Source organism: Rhodococcus sp. KB6 (assembly GCF_001445685.1).
Classification (GTDB): Bacteria; Actinomycetota; Actinomycetes; order Mycobacteriales; family Mycobacteriaceae; genus Rhodococcus_F; species Rhodococcus_F qingshengii.
The window spans coordinates 272,059-285,313 of the sequence record NZ_LNAK01000102.1; the positions used below are offsets into that span (position 1 = coordinate 272,059).

12 protein-coding genes and 1 pseudogene are annotated in these 13,255 nt (G+C 61.7%); 4 read left to right on the forward strand and 9 right to left on the reverse strand.

Going from position 1 to position 13,255, the window contains the following annotated elements:
• Positions 1-44: 44 nt before the first annotated feature.
• A complete protein-coding gene (gene aceA, locus ASU23_RS14960; protein ID WP_003941533.1) occupies positions 45-1,334 on the reverse strand; it encodes an isocitrate lyase in 1,290 nt (429 codons plus the stop codon).
• 503 nt (positions 1,335-1,837) lie between these two features.
• Here aceA and ASU23_RS14965 point away from each other — a divergent pair.
• The 4 genes from ASU23_RS14965 to ramB all read left to right on the forward strand — a co-directional run bounded on the left by ASU23_RS14965 (position 1,838) and on the right by ramB (position 5,720).
• The gene (locus ASU23_RS14965; protein WP_233405668.1) at positions 1,838-2,461 is read left to right on the forward strand and encodes a serine/threonine protein kinase; all 624 of its coding nucleotides are present in this window, start codon (positions 1,838-1,840) and stop codon (positions 2,459-2,461) included.
• Between the two features lie 79 nt (positions 2,462-2,540).
• Positions 2,541-2,828, forward strand: coding sequence for an FmdB family zinc ribbon protein (locus tag ASU23_RS33420; RefSeq protein WP_037129638.1), 288 nt, complete (start codon positions 2,541-2,543; stop codon positions 2,826-2,828).
• A gap of 94 nt (positions 2,829-2,922) precedes the next feature.
• Positions 2,923-4,182 carry a formamidase gene (gene fmdA / locus ASU23_RS14970; RefSeq protein ID WP_042923284.1) on the forward strand — a complete coding sequence of 420 codons (1,260 nt, stop codon included), beginning with the start codon at positions 2,923-2,925 and terminating at the stop codon, positions 4,180-4,182.
• 125 nt (positions 4,183-4,307) lie between these two features.
• Positions 4,308-5,720: an acetate metabolism transcriptional regulator RamB gene (ramB, locus tag ASU23_RS14975; protein ID WP_003941547.1), complete on the forward strand. Its 1,413-nt coding sequence runs from the start codon at positions 4,308-4,310 to the stop codon at positions 5,718-5,720.
• 5 nt (positions 5,721-5,725) lie between these two features.
• Here ramB and ASU23_RS14980 read toward each other — a convergent pair whose 3' ends face one another.
• From ASU23_RS14980 to ASU23_RS15015, 8 genes and pseudogenes are all read right to left on the reverse strand, one after another.
• Positions 5,726-6,748: an alpha/beta hydrolase gene (locus ASU23_RS14980; protein ID WP_058038168.1), complete on the reverse strand. Its 1,023-nt coding sequence runs from the start codon at positions 6,746-6,748 to the stop codon at positions 5,726-5,728.
• 131 nt (positions 6,749-6,879) lie between these two features.
• Positions 6,880-7,899, reverse strand: a complete 1,020-nt coding sequence (locus tag ASU23_RS14985) for an alpha/beta hydrolase (RefSeq protein ID WP_058038169.1) — start codon at positions 7,897-7,899, stop codon at positions 6,880-6,882.
• Positions 7,900-7,967: 68 nt separating this feature from the next.
• The gene (locus tag ASU23_RS14990; RefSeq protein ID WP_058038170.1) at positions 7,968-9,608 is read right to left on the reverse strand and encodes a class I adenylate-forming enzyme family protein; all 1,641 of its coding nucleotides are present in this window, start codon (positions 9,606-9,608) and stop codon (positions 7,968-7,970) included.
• 9 nt (positions 9,609-9,617) lie between these two features.
• On the reverse strand, positions 9,618-10,322 hold the full coding sequence (locus ASU23_RS14995) for an ABC transporter ATP-binding protein (protein WP_058038171.1): 705 nt from the start codon (positions 10,320-10,322) through the stop codon (positions 9,618-9,620).
• Between the two features lies 1 nt (position 10,323).
• Positions 10,324-11,097 (reverse strand): ABC transporter ATP-binding protein, encoded by a 774-nt coding sequence (locus ASU23_RS15000; protein ID WP_007735383.1) that lies wholly within the window; start codon positions 11,095-11,097, stop codon positions 10,324-10,326.
• On the reverse strand, positions 11,094-12,122 hold the full coding sequence (locus ASU23_RS15005; RefSeq protein WP_054827782.1) for a branched-chain amino acid ABC transporter permease: 1,029 nt from the start codon (positions 12,120-12,122) through the stop codon (positions 11,094-11,096). Before ASU23_RS15005 ends, ASU23_RS15000 begins: the two co-directional genes overlap by 4 nt.
• The gene (locus ASU23_RS15010; RefSeq protein WP_007735388.1) at positions 12,122-12,997 is read right to left on the reverse strand and encodes a branched-chain amino acid ABC transporter permease; all 876 of its coding nucleotides are present in this window, start codon (positions 12,995-12,997) and stop codon (positions 12,122-12,124) included. Before ASU23_RS15010 ends, ASU23_RS15005 begins: the two co-directional genes overlap by 1 nt.
• A gap of 15 nt (positions 12,998-13,012) precedes the next feature.
• Positions 13,013-13,255 (reverse strand): annotated as a pseudogene (locus ASU23_RS15015) (ABC transporter substrate-binding protein); the annotation flags it as partial.

Here is a 13,255-nt window from a genome sequence, read left to right on the forward strand (position 1 = left end):
GGAGAGACCCGAAGCCGAGCCTCTCCCCCACCCGAAGTCAGTTCTTAGTGGAACTGTCCCTCTTCGGTGGAGCCCTTGAGAGCTGCCGTCGAGGTGTTGGGGTCAACGGTGGTGGCGATGGTGTCGAAGTAGCCGGCGCCAACCTCACGCTGGTGCTTGATGGCGGTGAAGCCACGCTCTTCGGCAGCCTTGAACTCGCGCTCCTGCAGGTCGACGAATGCCGTCATGCCTTCGCGGGCGTAGCCGTAGGCAAGGTCGAACATGCCGTAGTTGAGCGAGTGGAAGCCGGCCAGCGTGATGAACTGGAACTTGAAGCCCATTGCGCCGAGCTCCTTCTGGAACTTCGCGATGGTCGCGTCGTCCAGGTGCGCCTTCCAGTTGAAGGAAGGGGAGCAGTTGTAGGCCAGGAGCTGGTCCGGGAATTCGCTGCGAACGGACTCGGCGAACTTCTTTGCAACCTCGAGATCCGGCACGCCGGTCTCCATCCAGATGAGGTCTGCGTACGGTGCGTAAGCCTTGGCGCGAGCGATGCAGGGCTCGATGCCGTTCTTGACGCCGTAGAAGCCTTCAGCCGTGCGGGTTCCGTCGAGGAACGGGCGGTCACGCTCGTCTACGTCGGAGGTGATGAGGGTTGCGGCCTCAGCGTCGGTGCGGGCGATGATGACGGACGGAACGTCCGCGACGTCGGAAGCCAGGCGAGCCGAGGTCAGGGTGCGGATGTGCTGCTGCGTGGGGATGAGCACCTTGCCGCCGAGGTGGCCGCACTTCTTCTCCGAAGCGAGCTGATCCTCCCAGTGGACACCGGCAGCGCCGGCGCCGATCATGGCCTTCTGCAGCTCGTAAGCGTTGAGAGCGCCACCGAAGCCGGCTTCGGCGTCGGCAACGATCGGAGCGAGCCAGTTGCTGACGGAGGTGTCACCCTCGGTCTTGGCGATCTCGTCGGCGCGCAGCAGTGCATTGTTGATGCGACGGACGACGGTCGGAACCGAGTTGGCCGGGTAGAGGCTCTGGTCCGGGTACGTGTGGCCCGAGAGGTTCGCATCGCCGGCAACCTGCCAACCGGAGAGGTAGATGGCCTTCAGGCCGGCGCGAACCTGCTGCACAGCCATATTGCCGGTAAGTGCACCGAGGGAGTTGATGTAGTCCTCGTTGTTCACGAGATCCCACAGGATCTCGGATCCGCGACGAGCGAGGGTCTGCTCCTCGACGACGGTGCCCTGGAGCTTGACGACCTGATCGGCCGTGTAGTTACGAGTAACGCCCTTCCAGCGAGGGTTGGTGTCCCAATCCTGCTGGAGCTCAGCTGCGGTCTTCGGGGTGCCGGTGGTCGACATCAAGACTCCATCTCTTTGATCTGCTGGTCCGGCCTGTTGTGAGCAGTACGTGCGTACTACTTCACATACTTGCCAGGCCCTTCTTGTGTACTTACCGAGAATGGCACATCGAAAAAGTGCCGTCTACCTGTTGCTAATGCCAATCTTCGCTACCTTTTCAACACACTTTGCTAAGTCTGTGAAGATTCCTACGCGGCTGGCACTACCCAATCGGACAGGTTCCGTACTGGCGAGTAGGAAAGAAACCGCAGGCTGTGAACGAAATGCACTCAACTCCGCCGCTTGCGAATTCCGGCAGTTCGCACGCCACTCGGAACAGGCCCGTCCGCTACTTCGGAGCCAACTTCACTACCCGCGAGTGACCGCAATCACTCCTCGGCAACAGCCTTCGCTAGGACAATTCCGGGATCTACCCCTGGGAAAGCCGGAGACAACCCGTTCGCCGGCCATATGCTGTCGAACCATGACTTGTCGTTCGACGCCCCCGACCGGGCGATAAAGCGGTGCCGGACAACTATCAGCGGCCACCGAACAACCAGGCATGGTCGCAATCCGGTCCACAGCCGCCGCAGTTGGGCTACCGAGCCGCGCCGCAGTCGTATCCCCCGCCCCAGGGATTCCCGCCTGCACCGCCACGTGGAAATCCGCCGCCGCGTCGGCCCGGCTGGGTGATTCCGGTATCCGTAATCGGAGTCATCACTGTGTTGGCTCTCTTCGGCGGGCTTGCCTGGGTCCTCTGGCCGAAGGACGTCCCCAACTCGGCCGCCGGTGGCGCCGCCCACACCACCATCGGCGCCGCGAACACACCCGGCACCACGACAACCGCTCCCAGCACGACATCCCCGACGACCACACGCGCCGCGAACTTCCCGGCCGGTGCGTCCGCCTGCCCCGGCGGGCAGCCGGCCGGAAGTTACAAGGAGTCCGCGACAAGTGGGGGCAAAACTTCATGTGAGTTTGCCGAGGCGGTTCGGATCGCCTACGGGAACTCCGGTGCAACCGGTGCATCCAGCACCGTGTCCGCACGTAGTCCGGTGACCGGCAAGGAGTACACGATGGCATGCAAGGTGACCTCCGGCATCGTCACCTGTACCGGCGGAGACAACGCGGTTGTGTACTTGCGCTGACGGGCGCAATTGCGGCATCGGCAACCCGGTGCGTGTCGTTCCAGTGTCGCACTTACGGATCCTCCGATAGCGTGACCGCATGCCTCTGTACGAGTTTCGCTGTACCGGCTGCGGCCCGCTCGAGCGGTCGTTCGCGATGGCCGAAGTGCCCCAGTCGATTACTTGCCCCCAGTGCAGTCTCGAGTCCAAGCGGGTGGTCTCGTCTCCCCGGTTGAGTCACGCGTCGTCGGCCGCGATGGGTCTACTGGACAGCACTGCTCGATCGGCTCACGAGCCTGCCGTGGTCAGTGGGTCGCTACCCGGCCGCGGCCGGCAATCTGCCCCGACGACGTCCAATCCGTTGCACCGCAAGCTACCTCGCCCCTGAGCGTCCTCACCGCGCGCCCTCGCCGTGAGTCCCGATCCGACACGAAAGTCCTGCCGCCACGAGTTTTCCGTTTCTTCGAGAATGAGGAGTGCATATGCCTGAACTGCTGTTTCCACTCGATTCCGCCAAGAAATTCACCGACCAGGCAATCGTCGGCCACAATCGGTGGCACCCGGACATCCCAGCGGCGGTGACAGTGAAACCCGGTGATGCGTTTCGTGTCCATTGCCGCGAATGGTTCGACGGCGCAATACACAACGACGACTCGGCCGACGACATTCTCAATGCACCACTGACCACGGTCCACACGCTGTCCGGCCCCTTTGCCGTCGAAGGCGCGAAGCCCGGCGACCTCTTGATCGTCGACATCTTGGATATCGGGCCTATCCCCCAAGAAGATTCGGGTCCGTTGGCCGGCCAAGGCTGGGGGTACACGGGCATCTTCCCTCGGAACAACGGCGGCGGCTTCCTCACCGAACAGTTCCCCGATGCGTACAAAGCCGTCTGGGATTTCTCCGGCCAAACGGCGACGTCGCGTCACATTCCGCACGTCTCGTTCACGGGCATCGTCCACCCGGGACTCATGGGCACGGCTCCGTCTGCAGCCTTGCTCGCCAAGTGGAATGCCCGCGAGGGCGCCCTCATTGCCACCGATCCCAATCGGGTTCCCCCGCTTGCACTTCCGCCCGAGCCCCGCGATGCAGTACTGGGAACCTTGACCGGTGACGAGTACACACGCGTGGCCGGCGAGGCGGCGCGCACCGCTCCCCCTCGCGAGAACGGTGGAAACCAGGACATCAAGAACCTCACCAAGGGCAGCCGAATCTTCTATCCGGTATTCGTGGACGGTGCGAATCTGTCGGTCGGCGATCTTCACTTCTCCCAGGGCGACGGAGAGATCACTTTCTGCGGTGCCATCGAGATGGGCGGCTTCATCGATCTTCGTGTGGACATCATCAAGGGCGGAATGGATACCTACGGCGTTTCCGAGAACGCCATCTTCATGCCGGGCAACACGGATCCGCAGTATTCCGAGTGGCTTGCGTTCTCGGGCACTTCCGTCACGTTGGACGGCGAACAGAAGTACCTGGATTCACATCTGTCCTACCAGCGTGCGTGCCTGCATGCGATCGAGTATCTGACCAAGTTCGGGTACGCGCCAGAGCAGGCGTACCTGCTACTCGGTGCGGCGCCGATCGAGGGTCGCCTGTCGGGTGTCGTGGATATCCCCAACTCGTGTTCGACGGTCTATCTCCCGACTGCGATCTTCGACTTCCCCCTTGCACCCTCGTCGAGCGGGCCGTTCCAGATCGATCCCGGAATCGGCGCCCCTCGTTCGGAGAACAGGGTCTAGGCCTCCGGCCCCGTGAGTGGTTAGGGAGTGCCGAGGCTCCTCAACCACTCACGGGGGCGGAGCCCCTGTGCGAAGACTGCGAACCCACCTTTGCGAAGCCGGACTGTCACTCGTATCCTGGGAAAATGTCGAAAACCTTTGTCGGTGTCCGGCTCCGCCAACTGCGGACCGAGCGCGGGTTGAGTCAGGCTTCGCTGGCCAAGACGCTCGAGATCTCGGCAAGCTATCTCAATCAGATCGAGCACGACGTCCGGCCACTCACCGTGCCGGTGCTCCTGCGAATCAGTGAAGTCTTCGGTGTCGACACCACCTTCTTCTCCCCGCAGGACGACACACGCCTGATCGCGGAAATGCGTGAAGTTGCCCTCGATCAAGAGATGGGTATCGACGCCGACGCCCACGAAATCGCGGAGATGGTCTCCACCCACCCGGGCCTGGCCAAGGCGATGGTGAACATGCATCGCCGCTTCCGGAACACGACGGCGCAGCTCGCCGCAGCCACGGAGGACCGTTTCTCGGACGGCAGCGGCAGCGGTTCGATCACCATGCCGCACGAGGAAGTGCGCGACTACTTCTATCAGCGACAGAACTACATCCACGATCTCGACACCGCGGCCGAAGAACTCACTGCCCGGATGCGCTTTCACCGTGGCGACGTCGCCGGCGAGATCGCCAGACGCCTCGAGTCCGTCCATGACGTGCAGATCGTTCGACGAGTCGACTTGGGCGAGAACATACTTCATCGCTACGACCCGGACACCAGGGTCCTGGAAATTTCCGCAAGGCTCTCCGGCGGGCAACAGGTCTTCAAGTTCGCGACAGAACTCGCATACCTCGAGCATGGCGACCTGCTCGACTCGTTGGTGGCCGAGGGCAACTTCACCAGCGAAGCGTCGGTCTCCCTGGCGAAGCTTGGTTTGGCCAACTATTTCGCCGCGGCCACCGTGCTGCCCTACAGCCAGTTTCACGAGGTTGCCGAGGACTTCCGGTACGACATCGAGCGCATGTCCGCCTTCTATTCCGCGAGCTACGAGACGATCTGCCACCGCCTCTCGACCCTGCAGCGCCCCAAACTTCGCGGGGTTCCGTTCATGTTCGTGCGTGTCGATCGTGCCGGAAACATGTCGAAGCGTCAGTCCGCCACCGGATTCCACTTCTCCACCAGCGGCGGTACGTGCCCGCTGTGGAACGTCTACGAGACGTTCTCATATCCGGGCAAGATCATGCCTCAGATCGCGCAGATGCCCGACGGTCGTCGATACCTCTGGGTTGCGCGCACGGTCGAACGTCGAGCGGCTCGATACGGACAGCCCGCAAAGATCTTCGCCATCGGATTGGGATGCGAGATTCGACACGCCCACCGACTCGTCTACAGCGACGGTCTGGATCTGGACGAGTCGAATCCGGGAACGCCGATCGGCTCGGGCTGCCGTGTCTGCGAACGCCTCAATTGTCCGCAGCGTGCCTTCCCTCCGCTGGGTAAAGACCTCGACATCAGCGAGCACCGGAGTTCGATTTCGCCGTACGTGATTCGCTGACCGCGCTAACGCACGTGGTCGCGTAGGAACGCGACTGTGCGATCGAACGCGACCATCCCGTCCACGGTGTCGAGGTCGAACTGATATTCGTGGTCGAGTGCAGGCTCGTGATCGTCCGGGTAGAACAGTGCATCGACCTCGACGCCCAGATCGGCGAGCCGTTCTGCCATGGGTTTCGACTGGCTGGCGGTCAGTGGGTCGACATTTCCGCCGGTGATGAACGTCGCTGGAAAGTCCGAGGTCACATGACCCAGTGTCGACATCTGACCCACTGCAGTCGACCCGTCGAAGTCCCTCGTTCCGAGGTACCCCCACAGCGATTGCTTGTCGACGCCCCAACCGAAGTACTTCCCCTGTGACAGCAGCGGTTTCAGATCGTAGACCCCACAGTCGAGGACAACTCCGCGTATCTGCTCGGGACGTATTGCCGGCTCCACACCCATTTCCGACGCGTAGTCAGGGCTGGTCATGACGGTCGCCAACTGACTGGACAACTGCGCGCCTGCCGAATCTCCCGCAAGAAAGAGATTGGTCGAATCGACATGCAACCTGTCCGCATTGCTCACGATGAATCGATACGCGTCGTTCAGCTGATTCACTGCGGTGGGGTAATACGCATCTGGTCCCAGTGAGTAGTCCACCGAAATCACAGTGAAGCCTTGATTTGCCAACAGTTTGTAGTAACCGTCGGCATCAGTTCTCGAGCCTGATATCCAGCCACCGCCGTGCACCCAGACCACCGTGGGTAGCGCCGAAGTGGACTCCGACGGGTAGTACGCGTCCAGTTGTGCATCGTCGTCGCCGTCGCGGTACGACTGATCGAGAATCGAGACGATTCCTGACGGTGCATGCCTGTCGAGTTGTGCGTGAGTCGCTTCGGAGCCACCCGCTGACATCCACCGTACGAGGAGAACTCCTGGCCACGGACTGACGAGTGCCGCGGTTACCCCGGACAGCAGAATGACGACGAATACCGCCGCGATTCCGACAATGCGCCTTCGCCGTCTGTCGGGGGAAGACGCGCGCACAACAACTCCTGGGGTCGGATCGGATTCACCCAGGCTAGACCAAAAGGACTAGTTGAGAATTCCCTGGCAACGCACCCGCGGAGCTTTGTCCAAAATGACCATTTTCTCAGTGGTTCACCACAATCCGACATTTAGCCGGTATGAGCCTCGAGAAACTGAACCGTGCGATCGAGCGCAGTGAGACCGTCGGCATTGTCCAGATCGAACTGATACTCGTGCCCGAGCGCCGGAACGTGATCGGCCGGATAGAACAGTGTGTCGACCGCAACTCCCAACCCGGTCAATTTGTCAGCCATCGGTTTCGACTGAGAATCCGTCAACGGATCGGCGTTGCCGCCGCTGATGTAGGCAGGCGGAAATCGATCGGTGACGTAGTTCAAGGTCGACATCTGATCCGCTGCGTCGGTACTCATGAAGTCACGCACGCCGGTATACGCCCAGAGGGACCGATCAACTCCCCAACCGATGATGCCGGGTCCGCCGACCATGTTCCCGACGTCGTAGATTCCACAGTTCAGGATTACTCCACGTAACTGATCCGGCCGCAGCGACGGGACCACGCCCACACGGTTCGCATACGCGGGATCAGTGATGAGAGTGGCGAGCTGACTCGAGAGTTGCGCTCCCGCAGAATCACCGGCGAGAACGATCTTCGTCGGATCAACATGCAGCCGTTCCGCATTCGCGACGACGTACGCGTGAGCGTCGTTGAGCTGCCGCACCGCAGTCGGATAGTGGTGCTCAGGTCCGAGTGAGTAGTCCAGGGACACAACGGTGTAGCCACGAGAGGCCAGCAACTCGTAGTACGGCGCGTAGTTGGACTTGCTTCCCGAGATCCAGGCACCGCCATGAGTCCAGATCACCGTAGGCAATGCGGTCGTCGTCGCTGCGGGAAAGTAGACATCCAGGTATGCGTCGTCGTTATCGGCGCGGTACTGCTGGTCCTTGATCGAGTCGACGCCTTCGGGTGCGTGCTTCTCGAGCGCCTCGGTGACTTTCACCGCATCACGATCGAAGACCCATCGCACGGTGAGTGCGCCAGGTCTCGGGCTCAGAACGAAGGCCAGAACCACGGCTCCGACCAGAACGAACACAATTGCCAGAGCCCACAGCAAGCGCCTGCGCCACCGATGCGGTGAAGGGTTCGTCATCGGGTTTCCTTCACTCTCGGCACAATGTCCGGATCAGCGTAACGCGAAGCCGGTACCGCCAAGTGCGATCAGCCGAGTTCAGCGATCCGCCTCTGCGCGAGTGCCTTGACTTCACCCTTGGCTACTTTGCCGCCTGCCGCCATCGGCAATTCGGCGACCGTCATCACGTACTCGGGTATGTACTCGCGGGTCACTCCTCGGCTCTGCAGCCAGGCGGTCAGATCCTCCGAACTCAGATCGTCATCGGCGGACACGACGACCGCACAGACCTTCTCACCGAACAGCGGATCGTCGACCCCGACCACGGCGACCAACTCCACCGAAGGGTGCGCGCGCACGTACTCCTCGACTTCGACCGCGGAGATGTTCTTGCCGCCACGAATGATGATGTCGGCTTTGCGCCCGACCACACGCACCCGTCCTGTCTCGTCGATCTCGACGATGTCGCCGAGAAGCATCCAACCGTCATCGGTGTACAACTCGTCGTTCGCATCGGTGTCCCCCCAATAGCCCTGACACATCAGCGGTCCGTTCACCCCAGGCTGACCGCGGCGGACGGAGCCGGTCATTTCCTTTGCCGCATCGTCGAATACACGAACTTGCATGCGATCGATGACGTGGCCGCACGTCTTCAGTCGGGTGTCGGAATCGTCCGAAACCGTCGTCACCGAGACGGCGCCGGTTTCGTTCGATCCGTAGAACTGCAGGACAGCCGCTCCGGTACGTTGTTCGAATGCCAGCGCCTCCGAATAGGGCACGGCTTCACCACCGGTGAACATGAAACGAAGTGACGAGAGATCGGCCGATTCCGCGGCGTCCGAACGCAACAGCATCTTGAATTGTGTACTCACACAATTCAAAGCAGTCACCCGTTCGCGCTCGATCAACTCGATCATCACCGAAACGTCGAAGCGTTCCATGACGACATTGCGAGCACCGAGTAGTGCCGGCAGGAAATGCGAAGTCCAGAGGCCGAATCCGAAAGGTGCTGGAACCGCGCCGAGGAACACCTCATCCGAACCGATCGCCGCCGCCTCGGCGGCAATCTCGGAGAAACCAACCCAACGATCCTCGGTTTGTGTGACCAGTTTGGGTAGGCCCGTTGTGCCGGAGGTCGAGTTCAGCATCGAAACGGCTGACGTGACAAAACACGGACTGGTTGCGGGGAACTGCTTTAGCTCGACCGGCAACGAGGTGAGTTCGCCGTTTGCGCTCACGCGTTCGAAACTCACGTCGGCGCGTTCGTCGGCGAAGACGACGTCCAGTCCGGGATGCTCTGCCCGCAGACTCGCCACGAGTTCGGCGGTATCGACGCCGCGCAGCGTGCGAGTGGTGACGAGTACGGAGGCTTCCGAGCGGGCGATCAGATGAGAGATCTCGCGAATGCCCGAGCGCGAACCGATTCCGACGGCGACGCGGCCGGTACGAAATGCTGCGCAGAGAGCCGCATGGAATACAGCGGTGTCGGGGAGCAACACGGCTACATGTCCGTATCCCTCACCAGCTAGATCCAGCGCCGACGCGATCGCATCGGCAGCCGCGTCGTACTGCTTCCACGACACCCTCGATTCCGGAGTGACAAAGGCGGTTTCGTCCGGGATGGTCACAGACCAATGCCTGACCATTTCGCTGATGCTGACGCCGGCGAAGCGGTCCGGATTCGTGGCGAATTCACCGACGGTGAAGTCGAGTGTCTTCGTTTCAAGCATGATCGTCGATCATCTCCCGTCGGCGCTGAGGACGCCCATCGATTGTTTGTACGCGTTTTCCAGTGTCGCTGCGGAATCGCATTCGCGGACGAGTTCGCCGCGCTGCATGACATATCCGCGGTCGACAACCGATTTCAGTGCAGTAAGTGCCGGTTCCGTCACGATGACGGTCACACCCTCGGCGGCCAGACCCCCGACCAATGCTCGCAGCTCCGCGACGATTTTCGGTGCCAGTCCTGTCATCATCTCGTCGAGGAGCAACACCTTCGGGGTTTCCAGAAGGGCCCGCCCCAGAACCAACATCTGCCGCTCACCACCGCTGAGGACCCCGGCATAACTCTCCGAGCGTTCACGCAGGATCGGGAACCTCTCGAAAGCTGTTTCCACGGCTTCGGCTTTCAATCCCAGCAGGTCTGCGCCGACGCGTAGGTTCTCGCGAACGGACATTCGCATGAACAGTTGCCTGCCTTGGGGAACGTAGGCAAATCCGCTGCGGACACGATCCAGTGCCGATAATTTCTGGATCTCTCGACCATCGAATTTGATTGTCCCGGTGGCGGGAACCGAGCCGTAGATGGATCCCGCCAAGCTGGTCTTGCCCGCACCGTTCGGCCCGACGATCGCTGTCACTTCACCGGCGGGGGCGACAAGGGAGACTTCCCGGACGGCGACAGCGGATCCGTATCGAACTGTGACTCTGTCGAGTTCGAGCATGTCAGGCGCCTTCCTCGTATTCGGAACCGAAATAGACTTCTCGCATCGCGTCGCTGGCCAAGCACTCCTGCGGTGGTCCGTAGAACGCCACTGATCCGAAATTGAGCAGCACGATCTTGGTGGCGAGCGCCGCGATGAGATCGACGTTGTGATCGACCAGGACTACTCCCTTGCCCTGCGCGGCAATCGATCGCACGGCACCGGAGATGGCAGCGATGCCGTCGTGATCCGCACCGGCAAACGGTTCGTCCAACAGGAGGACTTCGGGTTCGGTCGCCATCGCCCGCGCCACCTCGACCAGACGCTGCGCGCCCAAACTGAGATCCCCGCAAGCACTCTCGACGTCGGTGACCGAGTATCGCGCAGCAATCTCTCGGGCCCGCTGTGCTGTCCGGTCCCAGTTCTCGAAAGGTCCTTTGATCGCCCACCACAGCGAGTGCAGAGGTGAGGTGATCTTGTGCCCGTACAGTCCCGGGATGATGTTGTCGACGGCGTCGAGTTCCGCCGCGAGCTGCGGATGTTGAAACGTGCGCGAGAGCCCTTGCCGTGCACGGCGCTCCGACGGCCCGGTCAAGGGAGCACCGGCGAGCGCGACGGTTCCGGAGTCTGCTTGCTGTGTGCCGAAGATGCAGTCCACCAGTGTGGTCTTGCCTGCCCCGTTCGGGCCGACCAGGCCGATCACCTCTCCCGGTCCGACGCTGAACGAGACATCGTCGACAGCGCGGACGCCGCCGTAGGACTTGTGGAGCCCGCTCACTTCGAGTAGCCGAGTCATCGATTGCCACGCTCCTTGTACAGACGGTTCACTCGACCCAGAACGTTCTGACTCCACCCGATCACCCCACCAGGCGCGACGATGAGGATCACCAGGACGGCTCCGGCAAGCAGGAGTTCGCCACTTCCCTGGTACCCGGGCATGTTCAGCGTCACGATCACCACGATCAATGCACCGAGCGGAGCACCCCACGCCGAACCGCGACCGCCGATGATCGGCATGAAGATTGCGAGGAAAACAATACTGAGAGTGAAGGTTTCAGGAGTGACAGCTTGCACCGACACGGTGAACAGCGATCCGCCGGTCGACGCGATCGCAGCACCGATCGCCAGCGCCACGCCGGTAAGGTGCGCAGGATTGACGCCGGAAGACCGTGCGACATTACGATTGTCGCGGGCAGCTTGCAACATCAGCCCCCACACCGATTTCCGGAGTCGATCGACAGCGACCGCGATCAGACACACGAACAAGATCGCGAACACGACCAATGCGTAGCGCGGTGGCTCCCAGCCGAACATCGTCACAGTCTCGACGCCCGAGATCCCGGCCGATCCGCCGGTGAAACTCGGCCCGTCGATCAACCAGTGCTCGAAAGCGATACCGAACAACAAGGTCACCGCGGCAAGGTAGAAGCCGGAGAGTTTCTGCGTTGCCAAGCTGAGGAGTACTGCAACCGCTGCAGCGGCGAGGGCGCCGAGAATCCATCCCCACCACATCGACAACCCGGTCCGAACCGAGATCAGCGCAACGGCATACGCGCCGATCGCCGCATACGCGCTGTACGCCATCGACAGTGATCCCGCGAGCACGAATGGCACGTACATGCCGAGTGCGATCAGCGAATACGTCGCAGCGAGGAACACCAGATCCTGCCGGTACAGACTCGGCCCCATCCACAGCAGCACGGCAGCAACCACGACCACGGTGATCAGCGCTTCTCGTGACAGGGCGAGCATCCTCGTCCGGGAACGGCCGGATGTAGCGGGCGGATTTGACGTCAGCGGACTGGTAGAAAGCGAGGCCATCAGACGCGAACCTTCCTCGAGAGCAAGCCTTCCGGACGGAAAGCGAAGAACACCAGGGCAATCAGCAGAATCGCGGTTTGCGCAGCACTCGCACCGAAGTAGTACGGGGCGAATACCTGGACGACGCCCAACACCATTCCGCCGATCAGCGGAGCCCAACTCCGGCCGGTACCACCGATGACGAGTGCGATGAATGCCGTCAGCGTCCATGACAGACCGCTCGTGAACTGAACACCGGCCTTGGGAGCGAACAGAAGTCCGGCGACGGCGGCAATCACACCCGCGAGGGTGAACGCGATGAGGCGTACCCGATCCACCGGCAAGCCCAGGACGCGGGCGGCATCCGGATTGTCGCCGACGGCGCGTAGCAGACGGCCCGAGGTGGACCGGTTCAGCCACAGTCCGATACCGACGAAGATCACGGCAGTTCCGACGACGAGTACAACGGTCGAACTGTCGACGGTGGCACCGAGCACCGATATCGGATCGAAGTCGAAGATCTTCTGTCCGGGAAGTGGTGTTCGGCCGAAGACCGTGCCGGCGAGCTGCTGGATCCCGAACAGTACTGCGGTCACCGCCACCAACGCCGGTAGTTCCCCACGACCCGAACGCCTCTGAACCTGTTTGACCACAAGCTTTTCCGTCAGGATCGACAGCGCCACCGCTACCGCGATCCCCAGCGGCATGGCAATCCAGAGAGCGAGCCCGTAATTGATCGCGACCCAACTCGACGCCATGGCCGCAGCCATCGCGTACGGGCCCATCGCAAAGTTGAAGAAATCGGCGCCGACCACCACGAGATACATTCCGAGGGCTATCAGTGAGAAGAATGCACCGATCTCGATGGCTGCGAGCCACAGTTGTGCGTCTGTCATGTCAAGACTCCTCGGTTATCCGCACGGGGGTTGGTAGGAATCCCACGGATGGGCCGGCTTGTTGTCCTCACCGAATTCGACGAGCACCAGTCCGCAGAGGCTGTCCGGAGCCAGGTGATCCTGCGAAGAAAACGACAGTGTCAATCCGTCCTGGCCGAAGCTGGCGGGAAGTGCCGAAACCTGTTGAAGAGCATCACGAACGGCCGTCCGATCTCGGTGGTCGCCGGCAATTTCGATTGCCTCGGCCAACATCATGAC